This window comes from Aurantimonas litoralis (assembly GCF_026153195.1).
GTDB classification, from domain to species: Bacteria; Pseudomonadota; Alphaproteobacteria; order Rhizobiales; family Rhizobiaceae; genus Aurantimonas; species Aurantimonas coralicida.
In genome coordinates, this window is sequence record NZ_JAPFBM010000017.1 from 1 (window position 1) to 19,846 (window position 19,846).

21 protein-coding genes and 3 pseudogenes are annotated in these 19,846 nt (G+C 61.1%); 12 read left to right on the forward strand and 12 right to left on the reverse strand.

Translation table 11 applies throughout. The annotated features are described in order from the left end of the window. The 6 genes and pseudogenes from N7I30_RS20815 to N7I30_RS20840 form a co-directional block, all read left to right on the forward strand. Positions 1 to 380: pseudogene (locus N7I30_RS20815) on the forward strand (copper oxidase); the annotation flags it as partial. Between the two features lie 44 nt (positions 381 to 424). After that, positions 425 to 913 carry a cupredoxin domain-containing protein gene (locus N7I30_RS20820; protein WP_024351234.1) on the forward strand — a complete coding sequence of 163 codons (489 nt, stop codon included), beginning with the start codon at positions 425 to 427 and terminating at the stop codon, positions 911 to 913. Positions 914 to 944: 31 nt separating this feature from the next. After that, positions 945 to 1,229, forward strand: a complete 285-nt coding sequence (locus tag N7I30_RS20825; protein ID WP_024351233.1) for a copper-binding protein — start codon at positions 945 to 947, stop codon at positions 1,227 to 1,229. Between the two features lie 80 nt (positions 1,230 to 1,309). Continuing rightward, positions 1,310 to 1,702: a DUF305 domain-containing protein gene (locus tag N7I30_RS20830; protein WP_051141607.1), complete on the forward strand. Its 393-nt coding sequence runs from the start codon at positions 1,310 to 1,312 to the stop codon at positions 1,700 to 1,702. A 109-nt stretch (positions 1,703 to 1,811) separates the two neighbouring features. Next, positions 1,812 to 3,164: a multicopper oxidase family protein gene (locus N7I30_RS20835; RefSeq protein WP_498640968.1), complete on the forward strand. Its 1,353-nt coding sequence runs from the start codon at positions 1,812 to 1,814 to the stop codon at positions 3,162 to 3,164. 10 nt (positions 3,165 to 3,174) lie between these two features. Further along, positions 3,175 to 3,588, forward strand: a complete 414-nt coding sequence (locus tag N7I30_RS20840; protein ID WP_228242249.1) for a c-type cytochrome — start codon at positions 3,175 to 3,177, stop codon at positions 3,586 to 3,588. Between the two features lie 11 nt (positions 3,589 to 3,599). Here the strand turns inward: N7I30_RS20840 and N7I30_RS20845 are convergent, their stop codons facing one another. From N7I30_RS20845 to N7I30_RS20870, 6 genes are all read right to left on the reverse strand, one after another. After that, positions 3,600 to 3,722: a hypothetical protein gene (locus N7I30_RS20845; protein ID WP_266102233.1), complete on the reverse strand. Its 123-nt coding sequence runs from the start codon at positions 3,720 to 3,722 to the stop codon at positions 3,600 to 3,602. A 131-nt stretch (positions 3,723 to 3,853) separates the two neighbouring features. Beyond that, entirely contained in the window at positions 3,854 to 4,624 is a 771-nt protein-coding gene (locus N7I30_RS20850) for a MauE/DoxX family redox-associated membrane protein (protein WP_060577008.1), read from the reverse strand. A gap of 249 nt (positions 4,625 to 4,873) precedes the next feature. After that, positions 4,874 to 5,554, reverse strand: coding sequence for a L,D-transpeptidase (locus N7I30_RS20855; protein ID WP_228241799.1), 681 nt, complete (start codon positions 5,552 to 5,554; stop codon positions 4,874 to 4,876). A 1-nt stretch (position 5,555) separates the two neighbouring features. Beyond that, positions 5,556 to 6,362: a TlpA family protein disulfide reductase gene (locus tag N7I30_RS20860; RefSeq protein WP_024351228.1), complete on the reverse strand. Its 807-nt coding sequence runs from the start codon at positions 6,360 to 6,362 to the stop codon at positions 5,556 to 5,558. Between the two features lies 1 nt (position 6,363). Continuing rightward, positions 6,364 to 6,597, reverse strand: a complete 234-nt coding sequence (locus N7I30_RS20865; protein ID WP_155898506.1) for a hypothetical protein — start codon at positions 6,595 to 6,597, stop codon at positions 6,364 to 6,366. Between the two features lie 264 nt (positions 6,598 to 6,861). Then, positions 6,862 to 7,041, reverse strand: a complete 180-nt coding sequence (locus N7I30_RS20870; protein ID WP_498640969.1) for a hypothetical protein — start codon at positions 7,039 to 7,041, stop codon at positions 6,862 to 6,864. Between the two features lie 77 nt (positions 7,042 to 7,118). Here N7I30_RS20870 and N7I30_RS20875 point away from each other — a divergent pair, with 77 nt between their 5' ends. Next, positions 7,119 to 7,337 (forward strand): hypothetical protein, encoded by a 219-nt coding sequence (locus N7I30_RS20875; protein WP_498640974.1) that lies wholly within the window; start codon positions 7,119 to 7,121, stop codon positions 7,335 to 7,337. A 168-nt stretch (positions 7,338 to 7,505) separates the two neighbouring features. On the opposite strand, the pseudogene N7I30_RS20880 reads toward N7I30_RS20875, so the two are convergent. Continuing rightward, positions 7,506 to 8,086: pseudogene (locus N7I30_RS20880) on the reverse strand (transposase); the annotation flags it as partial. A 155-nt stretch (positions 8,087 to 8,241) separates the two neighbouring features. Here N7I30_RS20880 and galE point away from each other — a divergent pair. After that, positions 8,242 to 9,237, forward strand: a complete 996-nt coding sequence (gene galE, locus N7I30_RS20885) for a UDP-glucose 4-epimerase GalE (RefSeq protein WP_024351225.1) — start codon at positions 8,242 to 8,244, stop codon at positions 9,235 to 9,237. Between the two features lie 60 nt (positions 9,238 to 9,297). On the opposite strand, the gene N7I30_RS20890 is transcribed toward galE, so the two are convergent. The 5 genes from N7I30_RS20890 to N7I30_RS20910 form a co-directional block, all read right to left on the reverse strand. Then, positions 9,298 to 10,095, reverse strand: a complete 798-nt coding sequence (locus N7I30_RS20890) for a glycoside hydrolase family 16 protein (protein ID WP_228241801.1) — start codon at positions 10,093 to 10,095, stop codon at positions 9,298 to 9,300. A gap of 51 nt (positions 10,096 to 10,146) precedes the next feature. Continuing rightward, positions 10,147 to 11,679, reverse strand: a complete 1,533-nt coding sequence (locus tag N7I30_RS20895) for an oligosaccharide flippase family protein (RefSeq protein ID WP_498640970.1) — start codon at positions 11,677 to 11,679, stop codon at positions 10,147 to 10,149. Further along, positions 11,676 to 12,878 (reverse strand): glycosyltransferase, encoded by a 1,203-nt coding sequence (locus tag N7I30_RS20900; RefSeq protein WP_051141612.1) that lies wholly within the window; start codon positions 12,876 to 12,878, stop codon positions 11,676 to 11,678. The genes N7I30_RS20895 and N7I30_RS20900 overlap by 4 nt, the downstream gene beginning before the upstream one ends. 25 nt (positions 12,879 to 12,903) lie before the next feature. Then, positions 12,904 to 14,193, reverse strand: a complete 1,290-nt coding sequence (locus tag N7I30_RS20905; RefSeq protein ID WP_024351221.1) for a glycosyltransferase family 4 protein — start codon at positions 14,191 to 14,193, stop codon at positions 12,904 to 12,906. Between the two features lie 260 nt (positions 14,194 to 14,453). Beyond that, a complete protein-coding gene (locus N7I30_RS20910; protein ID WP_162142668.1) occupies positions 14,454 to 15,149 on the reverse strand; it encodes a Crp/Fnr family transcriptional regulator in 696 nt (231 codons plus the stop codon). A gap of 453 nt (positions 15,150 to 15,602) precedes the next feature. Here N7I30_RS20910 and N7I30_RS20915 point away from each other — a divergent pair. From N7I30_RS20915 to N7I30_RS20930, 4 genes and pseudogenes are all read left to right on the forward strand, one after another. Then, a pseudogene (locus tag N7I30_RS20915) lies at positions 15,603 to 16,252 on the forward strand (IS3 family transposase); the annotation flags it as partial. 182 nt (positions 16,253 to 16,434) lie between these two features. Next, positions 16,435 to 17,052 (forward strand): sugar transferase, encoded by a 618-nt coding sequence (locus tag N7I30_RS20920; RefSeq protein ID WP_228241826.1) that lies wholly within the window; start codon positions 16,435 to 16,437, stop codon positions 17,050 to 17,052. A 92-nt stretch (positions 17,053 to 17,144) separates the two neighbouring features. Next, on the forward strand, positions 17,145 to 18,923 hold the full coding sequence (locus N7I30_RS20925; RefSeq protein ID WP_498640971.1) for a Wzz/FepE/Etk N-terminal domain-containing protein: 1,779 nt from the start codon (positions 17,145 to 17,147) through the stop codon (positions 18,921 to 18,923). Then, positions 18,920 to 19,843, forward strand: coding sequence for a glycosyltransferase family 2 protein (locus tag N7I30_RS20930; protein ID WP_051141605.1), 924 nt, complete (start codon positions 18,920 to 18,922; stop codon positions 19,841 to 19,843). The genes N7I30_RS20925 and N7I30_RS20930 overlap by 4 nt, the downstream gene beginning before the upstream one ends. The last annotated feature ends 3 nt before the right edge of the window (positions 19,844 to 19,846 follow it).

Genomic DNA, 19,846 nt, shown 5'->3' on the forward strand with positions numbered 1-19,846 from the left:
AGGCCAGGGTTGCGGCGAAGATCCGCCAGATCCAACCGGACTACATGCCGATGGGCGAAACCGGGATGGCCGAAATGGCCGAGATGGCGATGCCGCTGCCGGATAACACGATCCCGATGATGGCCGGCTGGGGGCAGTTCGGCGCCCTCGAAATGGGCGGCATGTTCACCGTGATGAAGGTCCGGGACGGGCTTGCGGCCGACGATTACGCCGATCCGGGCGATTACGAGTTTCCTGCCGGAACGGTGGCCTACGAATGGACCGGATCGCTCCCTGAAGCCCCTGTCGCGCCGGCTGGCAGCGCCGACGGTGCCGCACTGCCCCACACGCCATCCGCCAGACGGGTCATGCCGGCCGGCGGCGATCATTCCGGCCATTGAGGCCGGACGCAAGGGACACCAACCACAATCAAAGAGGACCATTCATGCGCAAACTTACGATGCTGCTCTTCGCCGCCACCTTGCCGCTTGCCCCCGTCACCGCCCTGGCGGCCGGGAGCCATTCGGGCGGGCACCACGACGAGATGATGCTTGGCAAGCCGGCGGAGCCCGCGCAGGCGGGGCGAACCATCGCCGTGCGGATGCTGGAGACCGACGATGGCGCGATGCTGTTCGAGCCGTCGTCCATCGCGGTCAAGCGGGGCGAGACCGTGCTTCTGGAGATCCGCAACGATGGCGAGATCGAGCACGAATTCGTCATGGACGGGCACGAGATGATCCAGGAGCACAAGGTGCTGATGGAGAAGTTTCCGGAGATGGAGCACGCCGATCCGAACGCCGTGCGTCTGGAGCCCGGCGAGAGCGGCCAGATCGCCTGGACCTTCACCAATGACGGCAGCTTCGAGTTCGCCTGCCTCATCCCCGGCCACTACGAATCCGGCATGCACGGTCCGCTGACCGTCGCCGCCGAATAGCCCCCGACTGAACGCTTCTCAGGAGAAAACCATGTCCAAATTCGTGAAAACCCTCGCCCTCGCGCTCGTTGCGCTTCCCCTGGCTCTGCCGGCTCTTGCCGCCGATTACACCAGAGGCACCGTCCAGAAGGTCGATACCAAGGCCGGGAAGCTGACGATCAGGCATGAGGAACTGGCCAATCTCGACATGCCGGCCATGACGATGGTGTTCGTCGTCGCCGATCCGGCGATGCTGGAAACGGCAAAGGAAGGCCAGGCGATCGAGTTCGTGGCGGAACGGATCCGGGGCAAGTTGACCGTCGTCGAGATGAAATAGGCGCCTTTCCCGTCGGGCGGCACCAACCGCTCGGCGGGAGCAGGTCCCAAACACCACCACCATCACCACAGGCCGGCCCCATGAAATACTCGACCTTCGGCGCGATCATCGCGACCTCCACCATCGTGATGTTCGGACTGATGTATCTGAACACCTACAGCCTCGATCATGTCCTCTTCAGCGAAACCCGGGCGTGGATGGCGATCGTCATGGGGGCGACGATGGCCGTCATCATGCTGGCCTTCATGCTCGGCATGTACCGAAACCGGACGACCAATATCGCGATCTTTGCCGCGGCAATCATCGCCTTCGCCGGCGCGCTCTATCACGTGCGCAGCCAGGACACGATCGCGGACGTCGCCTGGATGAAAGCGATGATCCCGCATCATTCGATCGCTATCCTGACCAGCGAGCGTGCCAACATCTCCGATCCGCGCGTCCGCAAGCTCGCGGACGCGATCATCGAGGCGTAGCGCCGGGAGATCGGCGAGATGAAGGCTCTGATCGCCGATCTCGAAAGGGAGTAAGTCCGCAATGACATGTCCGATCAGTCGCCGGAGCTTCCTGCTCGGATCGAGCGCGATGCTTGCAACGACGGCAATACCGAGGGCCTCCGCCGCCACGCGGCACCGTCTCGTCGCTGCCGTAGGCCAGGCGCAGATCGTGCCCGAGACATTCGCAGGCCCCACGCCAGTCTGGGCATTCAACGGTACCGCGCCAGGGCCCGTGCTGCGGGTGCGTGCAGGCGAACGTCTGGCCGTCGATGTCGAGAACCGCCTTGATCAGCCGACCAGCGTGCACTGGCACGGCATCCGGATCGACAACGGGATGGATGGCGTTCCCGGCCTGACGCAGGCGGCGATCGCGCCGGGCGAGCAATTTTCCTACGAGTTCGTCCCGCCGGATCCAGGGACCTACTGGTACCATTCCCACAATCGATCCTGGGAGCAGAATGCCCGCGGGCTTCACGGGGCGCTGATCGTCGACGAGCCTGAGCTGTGGCGGGGCGCCGACCGCGACCTCGTTCTGGTCCTCGACGACTGGCGTCTTGCCCGGGACGGCGCCATCGCAGACGGCTTCGGCCAGATGATGGAATGGGCACATGGCGGCCGCATCGGCAACACGCCGACGGTCAATGGACGCCTGGGCTCAAAGATCGCCGTCCGGCCGAACGAGCGGATCCGGGTGCGCCTGATCAATGCGGCCAATGCGCGGATCATGGAGATAGCCTTTGCGGGTCTGCCGGTGCACCTCCTGGCGCTGGACGGCATGCCGACGACCATCGAAGCGCTAAGCGGAACCATCCAGCTTGCGCCCGCACAAAGGGCAGACCTCCTCGTCGACTTTGCCGGAGCGGACGGAGACACAATCGCGCTGTCGCTCCAGACGCGGGATGGGCCCTTTGAGATGGCCACGTTCGCGCTTCAAGGGGAACCCGTGCGATCGCGATATGCCGATCCTGTCGGGCTGCCGCAGTCCGGCCCGGCCGCTCTGCCCGCATTGTCGAACGCCTTCAGGACCGAACTGGTGACGGAGGGCGGCGCCATGGGCAGCATGCAGGGCGCCACGCATCAGGGCCGCTGGATGGACATGCGCGAACTCGTCTCGAGGAGCCGGGTCTGGTCCTTCAACGGGGTGGCCGGCGACATGGACCAACCGCTCGCGACCGTGGCGCGAGGCCGTCCGATCGTCTTCACCCTGCGCAACCAGACCCGATGGCCCCATGCGATGCATGTCCACGGCCATCACTTCCGTGTCGTCTCTCGCGACGGCAAGCCCGTTGCGAGCCCGGTCCTGCGCGACACCGAGCTGATGATGCCCGACGAGACGATCGAGATCGCCTTCGTCGCCGACAATCCGGGGAAATGGCTGCTTCATTGCCACATGCTGGAGCATGCCGCCGGCGGCATGATGACCTGGTTCGACGTGACATGAGGAGACGCCGATGAGGGCATCGAAAGCGACCATCGCGGCCGTCGCCGGCGCGCTCGCAATCGGCGCGTTCATTGTCTGGCGGACCCTGTCCGGGGGACCGGCATCCAACGCGCATATCGTGGCCGTGACAGTCCCGCAGCTCTCCGTCCGGGCGGAGCGTGGACAGGAACTCTTCGCCGCGAACTGTGCTGCCTGTCACGGGGAGAACGCCGGCGGCACCGAACAGGGGCCGCCGCTGATCCATCGGGTCTATGAGCCGAACCACCATGGCGACCAGGCATTCCTGATCGCCGTGACACAGGGGGTCCGTGCTCACCACTGGGGCTTCGGAAGCATGCCGCCGGTCGTGGGCGTGAGCGAGCGCCAGGTCGCCGATATCGTTGCCTATGTTCGCGCGGTCCAGAAGGCCAACGGCATCTTCTGAACCCGCCACGATCACCGTCGCAGGTATTTCACCAGCGCCGCGATCACCAGCACAAAGACCACAAGGACCAGAATGCCCCAGAGTCCCATGCCAAAGGGCATCCATCCCATATCGCCAGAGTGTTCGCCCATCATCGTTGTTCTCCTTGCTAAAGGTGGCTTTTCCGTCGGGTAGTCTTGCGAGCCAACGCCGGAGTCTTGTCGAAGACGAGGAGCGCCCCCGATCCTTGTCCGCAGTGTTGGCACATGGTTGGAACGAGGAGGCTTCAGCCTCCCCAGATCATGCGCAGGGGCATCCACAGGCCCATGCCGATCATGACGAGATTCTCGGTCAGCGACACGAAGCCCAGGGGCACATTCGAGCCGCCGCCGACGCAGGCGCATTTGAGTTCGCGTTTCTGCACATAGACCGCATAGAAGACCGACACGGCGCCGATCGTCCCGATGACCAGCGCGATCGGCGCCGACAGCCAGGTGAGGGTGCCGGCGATCATCAGCACGCCGGCCAGCGTCTCGCCGAACGGGTAGATCTTGCCGTAGCGCACCCATCGCTTGGCCAGGAGGTCGTAGTTCAGGAACATGGTCGAGAAGCTCTCGACGTCCTGCAGCTTCTGGATGCCGAGCAGGCACATGGAGATGGCGAAGAACCACTCGATCGCCCGCACGGTGAAGAGCGTCTCATAGGCAGCGAAGGAGACCGCCAGCGCCATCAGGAATGCGACCGAGAAGATGGCGATCACCGGCTGGTAGGTGGTCTCGTCCTCAGACTGGACCGACTTGCCGAAATGTTCGCGCAGATCCGTATAGCCGCCGACGCGATCGCCGCCGATGAAGGCCTGAGGCGTCGTCTCGACGCCATGCTTTGCCTTGAAGGCGTCGGTCTCCTCGCGGGTGGTCAGCCAGTTGTCTTCGACCGCGTACCCTTCGCGCTCGAGAAGATCCTTCGACTTCAGCCCGTAGGGGCAGACATGCTCGTCCATGACCATCCGGTAGAGGACGGCCGTCTTCCGTGTTGGTGAAGGCAATATCGTACTCATGCCACTTCTCCTGCAACGATGATCAGCGAGCACTCGTTCGTTCGCCGATCGTCGGTATCAGATGGAGATTCTAGCTACTGGAAGGTCAAGGCGGGATCGAAAATCCGCACATGAGGCGTATCGTAATTCAAGAGTGCTCGCATCCGGAGACGCGGCGATACACAGCGATCAAGCACTGGATCAGCGTTGAGACGAACTCGACGTCAGATCGCCAGTCAGCGTCTACTGGCATCCGTTTTTCGGAATGCCCTACGCAGCGGTGCCGAGCGCACTTCGTACAACGACGTTCGCTCCAACGGGAACACGATCTTCCAGATCGATGACGTCCTGGTTGAACATACGAATGCAGCCTGACGACACTGATCGGCCGATCGTTGAGGGCTCGTTGGTGCCGTGAATCCGGTAGTAGGTGTCCCGGCCACCGCGATAGAGATAGAGAGCGCGGGCTCCCAGAGGGTTGCCGAGCCCGCCCTCAAGGCCGCTCGCGTAGGGGCCGAACCGTTCGGGCTCACGCTTCAGCATGTTGGGGGTCGGCGTCCAGCCCGGCCACTCAGCCTTGCGGGCGATTGTCGCGTTGCCAGTAAACGCGAAGCCTGCCTTGCCGACGCCGACACGGTAGCGCATGGCCTTGCCGTTTTCCTCGACGAGATAGAGGAAATGCGCGGCCGGATCGACGACGATGGTGCCCGGAGCTTCAGAGCCGGCGAAATCAACGATCTGGCGCCGGTTTTCATCGGTAAGATGGGCAGCGGGAATGGCGGGGATGGTGCGGCCACTGTCCTCGAAGGCGGCATATCGCGGATCGCCGATCAGGCTCGGCGCAGCGTAGCCGAGCACGGTCCGGGGCAGTTCGCCGACAGACGAGCAACCCGTCATCGTAAGGAGAGCCGCGGCCAGCAGGCCTGTGCGGTGAGCGTTCCTAAAAGTCATGTCAGTCCCATTCCGCCTTGGCGTTATCGATATCCGCCGCGATTGCTTCGCGCCAGATCTCTCCGAAATGTAGCGAACGGAGCGTTCCGGTCGCATCGAGAAACAATGTGGCGGGGTAGCCGGAGACGCCGTAATGCTGTGCGAGCGCATACCCTTGATCAAGCACGACATGGTCGATTTCGAGGTCGGCTCTCGCCAGGAACCGAGACACGGTTTGCGCGCTTTCGCCCTGGTTGGCGAAGACGAACACCGCGTCAGCTCGAATTGCGGTCATCCTCACCATCATTGGCATTTCGCGGCGGCATGGTGGGCACCAGGAGGCACAGAGGTTGAGGACAATCGGCTTCTCACCGAAATCGGCCAGTGAGCGGGCCGGACCGTCCAGCATGGCAAAGCTTTCGCTGGGAGCCGCGATTGCCTCCGTGCTCGCGACCAGTTGCCAGGCAATGTTCCAGGCAACGAAAGAGCCGGCGAGCGCGCCCATCGACCAGATCCGGAGACGAACGTCCTGAAACACGTAGAGGGTGTAGAGAAGGGCGGCCGCAAGCCCGGCCAACGCTGCGAAGCCTCCTTCCCAGATGCTGAAAACGCGGAACGGCTTCGGTGCAAAGGTCTCCCAGTGAAGGGCGACATGCCCCAGCCGGGCAGCGATGATACCAATTGGCACGACCGTCAGCGACCAGTTGCCCAGCCGCTCGTCGACACGTCCTATCAGAATGGCCGCGACGCCCCGAAACACGACAATTGCCATGATGGCCGCAAGGCGGTCTCCGGCGAAGACCAGGGGACCCAGTGTCAGGGCAGCCACCTCAGTTGCCCTCCGCAAGACGAATGCGCTCGATGAAGGCCTCGGCGGGGATCTCGGCTACGATCCGCGATCCCGGTATCTCGAAGCCTTCATGGTCAACGAACAACATGGTCGGCGGCCCGACAACCGCCAGTTCCGACATCGGTCCGGCTGACCCGGGGCGCTCGTCCGTGACGTCCACCTTCAGCAGCCGATATCCGGCGAGCCGCGCCTGCACCCCCTCATCCTCGAACACCTAATTGCGCGTCTTACGAATGATGGCCGGACTTTAGTCCAACGGATCTGCGCATAAGGTCCAATTTGTCATGCGACTAAGTACCATTATTTCACTAAAACCGGGAGTATATGCTGCCTAAAATATGATTCCGCTGGGGCACGTTCGACTAAGTCAGTACGCAAATTCGGAGTGGATCTATGTATACGCCAACGAACGCATCGGAGGCGCACCGCCGTGACGCCGTTCCAGCGCGTACAGGCTCATCCCACCGTCGCGCCGGCCTTATAGGACGCGCTTGCGGCGCAGTTTGTGCAGCTCGACCCGGTCATCCTGCTCCACGAGATCCGCCAGGCACAGGCACAGGCACAGGCGCGGCTGACGGCGGTGGCCGATGTGACGCCATTCGCCGGTGGCGATGGCGCCAAGGAGGACGTCGAAGCTTTCCTGAGCGGTCTGCGCCATGCCTGGATGGAGGGTGAGATCAGGCCCACGTTGCGGGAAAACTGTCCGTACCCGCGGGCGCCGCCGCCCCCGATCCGCTGGCCAAAGTCGCCGAAGATCTCAAAGAGTGGTTCCACGGAGACCCGTCACAGACTGGGCGCGAACTCCTGGGGAGGCTTCAGACCACTCATCCGAATGCTTATCCAGACAGGTTGATCCGCACGGTGCAGCGCCGAGTGAAAATTCGGAGAGGAGACATGGCCAGACTATTGGTGTTCGGCGCCAAGGCGGATGCGCAACCCGCCGATGACCCCTGACGCGCTGCGCGATATGAAGGCTTCGCGCGACAGGGGGCATCGGGAAACAACCGAACCTGACATCCACGGGGGCGAAAACCTCCAGAAACAAATGGCTGAGGCAACGGCCTGATCCCTTAGGAACATCCTTGGATGCAGCAATACGTGTTCTCACCCTGATTTTCGCGCCGCACGCGTCCCCACCGCGCGTCGCCGGGGCCGGCGCTTGGACACCTTCAGCCCTTCCTGCCGGTAGAGCCGATGGATGCGGTTGATCCCCGAATACTCACCCTCCCGCGCAGCACGGCGAACAGGCGTTGATAGCCGAAACGCCGGCGCTCATTGGCAACGTCACGTAGCCGACCACGCAGTTCGGTCTCCGGCGGACGGCACGACTGGTAGCGGATCATCTTGCGATCGGCACCGACGAAGGAACAGGCCCCACGCTCTGAAAGCCCCATTACGGACTGCAAATGCGCAACGGCTTTCGCGCTTGGCGGCGGCCCCTACAATTTTTTACAGAAGCTCGCGAAGTGCCGAGGCATCCAGCATCTGGTCTGCGATTAGCTTCTTCAGCTTCGCGTTCTCATCTTCAAGGGCCTTCAGGCGCTTGGCGTCGGACACGTCCATTCCGCCATACTTCGCCTTCCAGTTATACAGCGTCGCCTCGCTGACCCCGTGCCGGCAGGGCAGATCACCAGCCCTCGCGCCCGCCTCCTGCTCCCAAAGCACGTGATGATCCGTTCTTCCGTAAACCGCATCCGCTTCATCTGCCCGTCCTTCCGTCGAGGCCGGACTCTAACTCGAAGTGGAGGAAATACTCAGTGGCAGGTCAGGGGCGCTTGTGCGCTATAAGTGTTCCAGGTAACAAAGATGTCGATTGATCTTGTCCGGCAGGTCGCCAAAGATTTAGGTTTTTTAGCGAATGGAAAAGAAGGTGCTTGTAGTCGGTGGAGCGGGCTACATTGGCGCGCACACCTGCCTACTTCTCGCCCAGCGCGGCTACGTTCCGGTCGTCTACGACAACCTAACGAATGGTCATGCCGAATTCGCCCGGTGGGGACCGCTGGAGCTAGGCGACATTCGCGATCGGGCGAGGCTTCGGAGCGTTTTCAACCGATACGAGCCGGAGGCTATTGTCCATTTCGCCGCTCTAATCGAGGTCGGGCAATCAGTCCACGCTCCGCTCGCTTTCTATGACAACAATCTAGCCGGAACAGTGTCATTGCTCTTAGCGGCAGAGGAGGCAGGTCTCGATAAGGTCGTCTTCTCCTCGACCTGCGCGACTTACGGAACTCCAGAATTCTCGCCGCTTACGGAAGATCATCCTCAGGCGCCGATCAGCCCCTATGGCTGGAGCAAGTTGCTCGTGGAACACATCCTGCGCGACCTTGCTGGGCTCGATCGGATGCGATCCGTCATGCTTCGCTACTTCAATGCGGCGGGGGCCGACCCAGAAACGCGGATCGGAGAATGGCATATGCCCGAAACCCATGCCGTCCCGCTCGTGATCGAGACGGCCCTCGGTCGGCGTGAACAGTTTAGGATATTCGGCACTGATTACGCCACGCGCGATGGAACCTGCGTACGCGATTACGTCCATGTGATGGACCTTGCCGACGCCCATGTGCGCGCCGTGGACTACCTCCTAGGCGGCGGATCCAGTACGGCGCTCAATCTCGGCACGGGGACGGGCACGTCCGTCGCCGAGCTGATTGAGGAGGTGGAACGGGTCGCGGGCCGTCCGCTCAACATCGAGCGCACGGACCGGCGGCCGGGCGATCCGCCGGTGCTTGTGGCGGACAACAGGCGCGCATCAGAGACCCTCGGCTGGCGCCCGCGCCACGATCTCGCCTCTATCATTGAGAGCGCGTGGAGATGGCATGCTGGGAGCAGCATGCTGCCGGCAAAAGCCGGCTGACAAATTGTGTGCGGCGAAGGCGCGCTCGGGGAAAACGGCGTCATTCACCTGGATTGGGGATCACTTGCGCTGATAGACGTGGATGTAGTCAATGAGAAGATGGGACGGGTTCGGTGTCTCGTCGATCGGCCAGCCGGAGCCAAGTGCAAGATTGACCAACGGGAAAAACGGCATGTGGAACTCTTCCGGCGTCTCGAACGACCAAATCGCCTCGCGGTCGAGATAGAAGATGGTTTCCTCGCTTCCAATCTCGACGCCGTAGGAGTGGAAATCGGCGCTAAGCGATCCGTCCTCCACATTCGTCCAACGACCGTCGCTCGGATCCTCGTCGTCCTGGTCCGCGGTCCAGATGCGGTAGCCGCTGCTGAATTCGGAAGGCACTCTTCCGTAATACTCGATGACATCGATCTCGGCGGTATAATTTGATCGATCGACGCCAATTAGCCAGAAGGCCGGCCAGACGCCCTTTCCGGGCGGCAGCTTCATGCGCACTTCGAAATAGCCAAACTTCTGCGAGAACCCTTCTCCGCCCGAATTGGTGGAGGCTAGAAGGCCCGAGCGCCACTCGCCATTCTCGTCCTTCCGCGCCTCGATCGTTAGGATCCCGTTTTGAGTAGTGAAGGGGAAACCCGGATGCGGATCGCTGAAACGGGCGTCGCCGAAGTCGCCGTTCCACGGCGTGTGAGCGATCCAGCGCGATCCGTTCTCGCCCCAGGGGCTGACGTCAAGCGTATCGAAGTCTTCGGTGAAGGTACGCTCGAATTGCGAGATGTTCAGCACCTTCGGGAAAATTTCCTGTGCAACGGACGGTGTAGCGATCGTCATGAGAGTGAGCAACTTCGCCGTCAAGATGCGCATTGAGACACTCCTCTTGAAGATAGTTGTCGCTTCAAACCCGTGAAGAAGCGGTCAGGGTTTACGGGGTATTTGCCGCCATCCTTCCAGAAGGTCGGCCGCCATCTGAACGATCGTCGACTCAAGGCCGGCGGGCCTACCGCGCAGAGTCCACAGCGCAAGGGCCGATACCCAAAAAATTCCTAGGGCGAGGGCTACGCTGGTCCCGAGGGTTAGGATCAGACGCAGGTCCACGATATCTCCGGCCAATTCGGACTGGGCGAATGCGAGGAAGGCGATCATCGGCAGCGCCGGCAGCAGTGATAACAACAGAGTGCGAAATTGAAGGGCTAGGCTGACGCCGATCAGTCGGCGAGAGAGGAACGCGGAGGCTAGATAAGCAACGACCGCCGAGGAGACGCGAGCGAAGAGCGCTCCCATCAGTCCGAACAGCATCAGTCCCGCGACGGTCAATGGGACTCTCGCCGCAAATTCGAGGGCCATCCGCAGCGTCGCGTATTGCGTACGATCCAGCACCATGGCGAGCGGTGGCATCGCGATGGCCGGAAGACCGATCAGGCTCGCAAAACAAAGCCATTGGAGGATTAACGCGGCCGCATCCCACCCGCTGCCCGCAACCACGGCGATGACTGGCTCGGCGAGGAAAGCTAGGACAATCAGGATTGGCGCACCCACGAGAACCAACGCATGGGTCGCCTTGAGGAAGGCGGCCGCGAGGGGCGGGGTTCCCGGCTCGAACTTTGAAAAGGCTGCCATCAGCGGTCGGATCAACGGTCCGACGAACGTCTGGTGCGGGATGCTCGCCAGATTGTCGGCCACGGTGAAATTGCCGAAAACGCTCAGGCTGGTGAAACGGGGTAGTAGAAGCCTGTCGATCTGCCAAGTGAAGGCGCTAAGCACCTGAGCGACCGTGTGCCAGCCGATCATGTCCTTGAAGCGCGCCCATTCGGATAGACCGAAGGCCGGCCGCATCGGAGCGATGACGTATGAGGCGGCGGCGGCTGCTGTGGGTCCCACTACCGAGCCAATCGCAAGGCTCCAATAGCTCCCTGTGAGGATTGCGGCCACAATTGCGACAGCCAAAGTAGCGCCTTTCTGGATAAGGTCGAGCGCGAACTCCGGACGGAAATCGAAGCGTTGCATAAAGAGGACGAGCCGCGGGCTAACTACGCTGCGCATCGCCGGAGCGAGGGCGAGCGCCGCTAGAAGGGCAGTAAGCCGGGGGTCGCCGTAGATCCATGCCAGCGGCCAGGCGGCCAGCACCATGATAAGACAGATTGTCAGGCCGCGCATCAAGCCGAGCGTAAAGGCCGTCGTCAGCATGGAATCGCTGAGATCGCCTTGGCGCACGAGCGCCTGGACCAAAGGAAGGTCGAACACGGTTTCCACAATCACAAGCACCGTGGTTGCGATCGCGACCAGGCCGAAATCCTCAGGGCTTAGAAGCCGTGCGAGCACCAAGAGGCTGACGAGGTCAAGCGAGCGGGCGAGAAACTTGCCGCTCAGCAGCCAAAACCCGGCCCGCGTCGTGGAGATGGAAACGTTCGACGCCGGCGGTCGATCTCCCCGCGACGGGCGCAAACTCATGGGGACACCGCCTCGGCTCCGCCCGCGCGGCACCTCGCAAAACTGCGTCTTACGACCTCCTCGAACCGACTGCGGAAGATCGCTTCGGAGAATTGCTTACTATGGACGCGGATCGCGAGAGGATCAAAGTTAGCTTCCCGCCGTTCGAACTCATCCAGAGCTTCGATAAGCGATGCCGCGCTTTGGCTAGGAAAGCGCAGACCCACGTCCGAATTCGAAACGGTTTCCTTCGCGCCGCCGGCGTCGAAAGCGATGACGGGGCGGCCCGAGGCCATGGCCTCGATCGGCACGATGCCGAAATCTTCCACGCCGGGAAAAAGAAGGGCACGGCAGCGCGTCAGGTGATCCTTCAAGACGCTGAAGGGCTGGTGACCAAGGAACCGGACGGAGGGGCCGGCTGTCCTCTTCAACCGTTTCTCTTGCTCTCCCTCTCCGATCACGACGAGACTGCGACCGGTGGCGGTACAGGCTTCGACTGCGATGTCAACGCGCTTGTATCCAGTTAGTTGTCCGGCGCAGAGGTAAAAGTCACCCCGGTCTCGGGCAAGCTGAAAATCAAGCACAGCGACCGGCGGATAAACGACCGTGGCCGCGCGATTGTAGAAGCGCCGGATCCGCCCGGCCACATAATATGAATTGGCAACGAAGGTATCGACCCGAGCAGCGGTGGTTACATCCCAGGCTCGGAGGGGAGGGCCGGCCAGCGTCATAGCCAGACGACCCGGAAGGGAAAGTTCCCGGCGATAGGCGTGGAACTGATCCCACACATAGCGCATCGGCGAATGAACGTAGCAGATATGCACCGCGTCAGACCGGGGGACGATCCCCTTAGCCGGCCCAGATTCGCTCGAAAGGATCAGATCGTAATCCTGCAGATCAAACTGCTCAAGCGCGAAGGGCATCAGCGGCAACATCTTGGTGTAATGTCGACGGGCTCCCGGAATCCGCTGCAGAAACGAGGTGTGGATGGCTTTCGATCTAAGATCGTCGCTAAGCCGCGATGGGTCGCAAACGAGTGTGAAAATATCGGCCTGCGGGAAGAGCTTGCAGAGTTGCTCGATAACCTTTTCACCGCCTCGCATTGATACGAGCCAGTAGTGAACGATGGCGACGCGCAGGGTAGCCAAGTCTGGCGATCCTGCAGTTCCGGCGCTGCTTACCGTGGCCGTGTCTTCTGCGGTTGCCAGATCCGCTTCCATCGTCGTTCCGATCATCATCAGAGCCTCATCGATCCCGACCGATCGTGACTAAAGCTTCTCTACCCAAGATGTCGTGATACTCGTCTTGAAGCGCGACACACCAAGTGTCGTGGTTAAGGGAAAAAGCGGGAGATAGGCTATAAGCTCGTTCGCTCATTCCTTTGACCTCAGTTTCAGAGAATCTCGCATAATCGGTCAGGACATGAGCGAAGGCGTCCGCATCCCGCGTATCGCAGGAGATAGCGAAACCGGCAGCGGTCATCTCGCCGGCTAGGAACGCGCTCTTTGGGAGAATGACGGGTAATCCGCTCTTGGCCGCCTCTATTGCAACCATGCCGAACGGCTCCGGATAACGCGAACCCATGACGAGAGCTCGGGCGCTGCTGATCGTCCCTGCAATTTCAGCATGCGACAGCCACCCCGTGGCCTTCACATCACCGGTGCTGGCGCGTACGCGCTCGATGAGTGGCCCGTCGCCGATGACTTTAAGCCGGACACCGGACTTCTCTACGGCAGTCAGGACATCTTCGATGCCTTTTTCCTCGTCTAGGCGTCCGATGAAGACGAATTCATCGTTTGCTTCAGCGCAGATTCGCTCTGTCGTGAAGGCACCCGCCGGGTTGCGGATCGTCGTCAGCCGGTTCTCATCATAGCCGCTTCGCACGAAGAACTCGACCATTTGAGGGTGGAGCAGGACGATTTTCGCGAAGTCCGGCTCGCCGGAGAGCCCCGCGGCCACGCTCGAGCCGCGAGCGACCCGCCAGAGTTTCTGGGCGTAACTCCGTTTGTCGCATCGGGCTAAGACGCAACTGGAGCTCAAGGGACGCCGCTCGCAGATCACGTTTCGACGATAATCGTAGAAGGAGCCGTTCGGGCAGGCAGCAAAGAAGTCGTGAGCGTGGATCACGCAACGACGGGCCACGGGCTTCAACGCCGCGAAGATCGATGGCGAGAGAATCTTGGACCAGCCGTGTACGTGATAGACGGTCCGCTCATCGTCGAAGCGCGCAATCCACTGCTCGATCAGATGTCGTGCCGCGAGATTGTGAAGGCCTACTGTAAACGCCCGCATACGCGAGGTGTGAAGCAGATCCTTCTGCCCCAGGGCGACTACCTCGATCCCGAGTGTGCGCAACTCCTCGTTGTCGCCCTCGTCGCCGCACAGATAGACCACAGGAATGTTCGCCGCGCGCATTCCCTTGGCGCAAGCAAGTGCCAACGCTGTTGCACCGCCTCGCGCTAGAGAATAATCATCGATGACGACCAGCCGACCGACGCCATGGGTGAGGGGCCGCCGGAAGGAGACGTCCTGCACCGGTCGCTGGAGCGCGACGAGAGTCCCCTCAGGCTTCGACTGGGATTGTTGACAAAGACTTGGCACTAGCGATCCCCAATCCCGAAACTCTGATATGCGCGGGGCGGAATAGGGTCAGTGATCCCCGCGCCACCCCCCCCCGTTTGTGAACGCCCGCATGCTCGCAGATCCAGAAGGTGAGTCCGACTTCGCCAGACCTGGTCCAGATGTTAACTGCCTGTGCCACGTTTGGGGCCGAGAGGAGTCGCGCGTGCCGCTGTTCAATCGGATTCCGCATGAAGTCTGAGGGCGTTTCGATCGAGAATGCGGATGACCCCGTGCTGGATATCGACCACAGCGTGTTCGCGCAGACGCCGCAAAGCCTTGTTCACCTTCTCGCGAGACGCCGGAAGGGTGGCGGCGAGATCATGCTGGAGAATCGCCAACTCGTCGCTGTCAACGCCGGTCTCAGATCCATAGACGCGAGATAGGCGCAAGAGTACCTTGGCTACCCGCACCGGAAGGCTGTGATAAGCCTTGTCGACTACGCGTTCTTCGAGTTCAACGACGCGTTCGAGCGCGCGCCGAAGGATCCGCTCTTTAAACTCCTCATCGCGCCGACAGAGTTCGCGAAGATGACGTCCGTCATAATAATCGAGCGTGCAGTCGGTCGCCGACCGAAATTCGAGGGACGACGAACATCGGCGAAGGACCTCGAATTCGCCGATGAACCTCCCTTTGCTCAGAACGTCTAGGATGAATTCACGTCCGTCGTAGTGCGATGCAACGCCGTTAACGATTCCAGATCTAACGAACGCAAATGTGTCGCTTGAAGCGTCAACGCCCATCACAACGTCTCCGCGTCGAAAGCTCCGGTGCGCGGCGGCTGGAAACGGCAGATCGGCGGAAACACCTGCATCGAAATTGCAGGGCACGACGGATGACGGTGCAGATTTCCGATCACTATGGGTCATCATGCGCGATACTATGCCACACTGGTTGCTCCGCATCGTAATATGCGCGGATGGATCGCAAGGACTGCCGCAGCGGCATCAAGCAAATCCGAAAATTATCTTAATCATGAGGGATTACGTGAGGTCAACACTAGAATTGATAAAGACCGATCGACTCCTACTGCGAGCCTCCGAAGCGCCCTTAAATTCAACGAGGGAATAGCGGTCGTCGAAGATCGGGGCAGGTGAACTTCTGTACCTCTGCCCGGGTGAGTTCCAACTTTCACGCGGTTGCTCTTCCATATCTGATCGCAGCATGCGTCGCATGGCGGCTACCTCTTTGAGAGGCCATTTCGAAAGGGTTGAGCGGCCGCCTCGATGCCGGGTGGAAACTGAGGTGGCTTGGCCAATCTGCACAGCGGGCTGAGTAGATTGTCTGCCTGAAGGCGGCCAGGATGGCCGTGATCAGGAGAGACGATGACAAAGAGACCCAGGCGGAACCACAGCTCTGCCTTCAAGGCGAAGGTGGCGCTCGCTGCGGTGCGCGGTGAGAAGACGCTGGCCGAGTTGGCACAGCAGTTCGATGTGCATCCCAATCAGATTACGCAGTGGCGTTCCCGGCTCCTGGAAGGTGCCGCCGGTGTCTTTGGGCCGGAAGCGACTGCTATTGCCGCGGCGCCGACGGTCGACGTGAAGACGCTGCATGCCAAGATTGGGGAGCTGACGCTGGCGAACGATTTTTTGGAAGGCGCGCTCGACAAGGTCGGACTGTTGCCGAGCGCAAGACGATGATCGACCGGTCGCACGATCTGCCGATCGCCCGGCAGGCACGTGAACTCGGGATCAGCCGGGGGAGCGTCTACTACCTGCCGCGCCCGGTTCCCTCCGCCGACCTCGCGTTGATGCGGCGGATCGACGAGCTGCATCTGGAATATCCCTTTGCCGGTAGCCGGATGCTGCGCGACATCCTCGGCGGGGAAGGCATAGTCGTCGGCCGCCTTCATGTCGCGACGCTGATGAAGCGACTGGCGATCGAGGCGATTTACCGCAGGCCGAACACCTCGAAACCTGCGCCGGGCCACAAGATCTATCCCTATCTCTTGCGCAGGCTGCCGGTGACGAGGCCCTGCGAACGTGTTTAACCGAAAGTTAACTTTGTGACCGGGGTCACAGACAGGATGGGAACCCTTCGTCATCCTGAATTTAGAGAAGCAGAATCTGGAGTAAAACCTTGGAAAATTACTCGAGAAGGCTTAGCGTTCCGGGGCTCCGTTTAGTAGATAATGCCACCAACACAGGTGAGTCGCAGGTGGCGCTCGGCGGGACTCTTAAGCGAATATTCGACGTCGTAGTATCGCTATGTGCCATAGTCGCATTGTTTCCCTTGATGATCATTCTTGCGTTGATCATCAAGATTTCCGACAAGGGTTCAGTGTTCTACTGTCACCCGCGGATTGGTTTCCGAGGTGCACAGTTTGGTTGCTTGAAATTTCGCACGATGCGAGAAGACTCAGATCTCTGCCTCGCAGAATTGTTGAGAGAGAATCCAGATGCTCGGCGGGAGTGGGACGCGTCATGTAAGCTAAAATGCGACCCGCGGATCACATTCGTAGGAAGCGTCCTGCGTCGCACAAGCCTCGACGAGCTTCCGCAGTTGATAAACGTTCTGCGAGGCGAAATGAGCCTCGTCGGCCCGCGGCCGGTGATTGCCGATGAACTGGCGCTCTATGGCGCACACAAGTCCATGTATTTCGCCGTTCGGCCGGGTTTGACCGGGCAATGGCAAGCGAGTGGCCGGAGCGATGTGGGCTATGAACAGCGCGTGGCGCTCGACGTTGGCTACGTCACGAACTGGTCTCTTGCCGCTGACCTAAAGATCATTCTCAAGACCGTTCCGGTCCTGTTTTCTAGGCGCGGAGCTTACTGAACCGCCAGGCAAGCCGGCTTCTAGTCGAAGCGATTAACTGCCTTAATTCGGCTCATAGCAAGCGGGCCAGGCCTCCATCTGAATGTTCGCAAATGTCTACCCACACTACGCAGTACCCAACTGTGTTCGCATTGCCGGGCGGCCAACCTCCTGCGGACGCCTACCGGCTGTCCTGGCGCAACATTGCATTTTTCCTGCGCCAGCGGTGGATGTGGATTTTGGCGGGGCCTGTTCTGGTCGGTGCGCTTGCCGCGGCGTATCTTTGGGTTACGAAGCCCACATATGTGGCGGCCACTCAGCTGCTCGTGGAGTTCACCACCGCCGGAGACCCGGCGCAGAATGCTTCGGCGGAGAATGCCTTTGTGGAAGGGCAGATCGAGGTCGCCCGTTCAACCGACGTCCTTGCCGCCACCGCTTCAGCGTTGGATCTAATAGATGATCCTGATTTCACCGCGACCGAGAAGGACCTGCGTCGACAGATTAAAAGCTGGCTCCTGAGCCTTATCGTTGAAGTAGATCGGTACAGCGATGGCGTCGAGATGGCGGGAACTATACTCGACGTCCCTTCAGTCGAGTCTGCGGATGCCATCGATCCCCTTTATCGTGCTGTAGCGCGACTTCGGGAGCTCGTCAGCCTCAGACGCGTCGGGGGCTCAATGATCATAGAGATCACCGCTTCCGGGCACGATCCCGAGCTTGCCGCAAAGATTGCGAATTCTCTCGCAGCACATTACATAGAGAAGAATCTCGCCATGAAAGCCGACGGTGCGCGGCATTATAGCGAATGGCTGGGTCGTTTCGTCGCCGAGCAGCAAAGCGCGCTCGCCAAGGCGGCGGCCGCGCTTGCCGCATTCAAGGGCGGCGGTACAGGGCCACGCAACCAGTTTCAGCTCGCTGAACTGGAGAGCGCGGCCAATGCCCAGCGCGCGCTGTACGAGAACACCTTGACCGAGTATACCAAAGTCAAACAGCGCATCTCCTATCCGATGTCAGATGCGACGGTGATCTCCAACGCAACGCCGCCTTTGACAAAAGCGCGGCCCCGATCGGGACTGGTCCTCGCCTTCGCCTTATTGCTCGGGGCGGGGCTCGGGCTAATGTCGGGCTTGGCACGCCATGCGGGTGACAAACGTCTCCACCGAGCCGATCATCTCGCCGAACTTGCGCAACTTCCTTTCGTCGTCAACGCGCGCAAGACGCGGGGCTGGAAGGTGCGGCGTCTACGCTCGCGTTTCGCCAAATCGAAGCCCGGCGCGCCGGGCTTTGCCTATCTGAGGCCTACGATCCCAGGCATTGAGGAACTAGGCGCCTTTGTGTCCGCGCTACGCCGGAAGAAGGTTTCGCTGATCGGCCTTGTTCCGCTGGACCCCGGCTCGGGTGCATCGTCGATTGCGCTCGAACTGGCATTATTCACCGCCGCGTCGGGCTGCAGGACCCTGCTCGTGGATGCGGCACCGAACGGCGAGTTGAGCCTATCGCTCTTGCGGGACAGCGGGCCCGGTCTTGGAGAGCTCTTGGAAGACAGTTCCCGCCTCAGTGAGGCGTTCGTGCCGATCACCGATGAGCTCGTTTTTCTGCCGCTCGGCTCATCCCCGGGCGCAAGTCCGGCAGCTCGGCTCGGATCTCAGCGCACTGCGCTTAAGCTCGAAGACCTCAAAAGCCGCTTCGACATGGTAATCGTCGATCTGGCGGCGTTTTCCACAACACCTGATGTGCGCGCGATAGCTCCGGAACTAGACGGCATTCTTCTTGTCGCGAGCCATGGCCGCAGCGGGCTGGAGGCTGCCGCTTCGGCAGTTGATGTATTCCGCACGCTTGGGGGCACGGTGCTCGGTGCCATCGTCAACAAAGTCCCGCGGGGGCATGCATGATACGAGCGACAATCGGAATCGCCTCAGCTGGGCGCCCGCAAACGCTGGGCGACACCATTGTCTACCTCGCTTCAATTCTCGATCCGGGCGATCGGATCGTGGTTTGCGTGCCGGCGTGGGAGGACGCCGGCGACATGTCTGGTTGTCCCGACGTCCACGTCGTCGTCGGGCCGCGGGGCCTGACGCGTCAGCGCAACCAGATTATCGCAGACGCGTTGGACGCGCAGTCCGATTTCTTAGTGTTCCTTGATGATGACTTCACCCCCGCGCCGGACTATGTGCGGCGCATGAAGGCGGCCTTCGCCGCCGACGAGACGGCCGTAATCGCCACCGGGCACGTGGTCGCGGACGGCATTCTCGGTGAGCCGATAGCGTTTTCGGACTCGCTCGCGATTATTTATCAAGCTGACCGCAATAGTTGTTTGATCCAACCAGTCTACAATGCCTATGGCTGCAACATGGCGATCCGGTTGCAGCCCGTCAAAGAACACTCTCTTGCTTTCGACGAAGAGCTCCCACTCTATGGCTGGCTCGAGGACGTCGATTTCAGCCGGGCGTTGGCCGCACATGGTCGCTGCCTGAAGGTGGCAGGGGCGGTAGGCGTGCATCTCGGCGTGCGCTCCGGGCGCCAACCCGGCCTGCGACTTGGCTACTCGCAGATCGCAAATCCGAGCCGTCTCATCGCCAAGGGCACGATGTCGACTCCGCGTGCACTCGCACAGATGGGACGCAATGTTCTCGCCAACATCTTCGGAAGCCTTCGGGGCGATGCGCAGATCGACCGTCGCGGCCGTCTGAAAGGCAATCTCTCGGCTCTCGCGGACGTCGTCCGATTCCGAGTTTCGCCGGGTCGGATCCTTGACATGGAGGGGAGCTCGCGCCGCTCGGCTACCGCGCTATCTCCCGTTAAAAGGGGTTGAGCT

Coding starts and splice junctions, on each gene's coding strand:
- N7I30_RS20820 (WP_024351234.1), top strand. CDS start 425: ATGCGCAAACTTACGATGCTGCTCTTCGCCGCCACCTTGCCGCTTGCC.
- N7I30_RS20825 (WP_024351233.1), top strand. CDS start 945: ATGTCCAAATTCGTGAAAACCCTCGCCCTCGCGCTCGTTGCGCTTCCC.
- N7I30_RS20830 (WP_051141607.1), top strand. CDS start 1,310: ATGAAATACTCGACCTTCGGCGCGATCATCGCGACCTCCACCATCGTG.
- N7I30_RS20835 (WP_498640968.1), top strand. CDS start 1,812: ATGCTTGCAACGACGGCAATACCGAGGGCCTCCGCCGCCACGCGGCAC.
- N7I30_RS20840 (WP_228242249.1), top strand. CDS start 3,175: ATGAGGGCATCGAAAGCGACCATCGCGGCCGTCGCCGGCGCGCTCGCA.
- N7I30_RS20845 (WP_266102233.1), bottom strand. CDS start 3,722: ATGATGGGCGAACACTCTGGCGATATGGGATGGATGCCCTTTGGCATG.
- N7I30_RS20850 (WP_060577008.1), bottom strand. CDS start 4,624: ATGAGTACGATATTGCCTTCACCAACACGGAAGACGGCCGTCCTCTAC.
- N7I30_RS20855 (WP_228241799.1), bottom strand. CDS start 5,554: ATGACTTTTAGGAACGCTCACCGCACAGGCCTGCTGGCCGCGGCTCTC.
- N7I30_RS20870 (WP_498640969.1), bottom strand. CDS start 7,041: ATGGCGCAGACCGCTCAGGAAAGCTTCGACGTCCTCCTTGGCGCCATC.
- galE (WP_024351225.1), top strand. CDS start 8,242: ATGGAAAAGAAGGTGCTTGTAGTCGGTGGAGCGGGCTACATTGGCGCG.
- N7I30_RS20890 (WP_228241801.1), bottom strand. CDS start 10,095: ATGCGCATCTTGACGGCGAAGTTGCTCACTCTCATGACGATCGCTACA.
- N7I30_RS20895 (WP_498640970.1), bottom strand. CDS start 11,679: ATGAGTTTGCGCCCGTCGCGGGGAGATCGACCGCCGGCGTCGAACGTT.
- N7I30_RS20900 (WP_051141612.1), bottom strand. CDS start 12,878: ATGGAAGCGGATCTGGCAACCGCAGAAGACACGGCCACGGTAAGCAGC.
- N7I30_RS20910 (WP_162142668.1), bottom strand. CDS start 15,149: ATGATGACCCATAGTGATCGGAAATCTGCACCGTCATCCGTCGTGCCC.
- N7I30_RS20925 (WP_498640971.1), top strand. CDS start 17,145: ATGTCTACCCACACTACGCAGTACCCAACTGTGTTCGCATTGCCGGGC.
- N7I30_RS20930 (WP_051141605.1), top strand. CDS start 18,920: ATGATACGAGCGACAATCGGAATCGCCTCAGCTGGGCGCCCGCAAACG.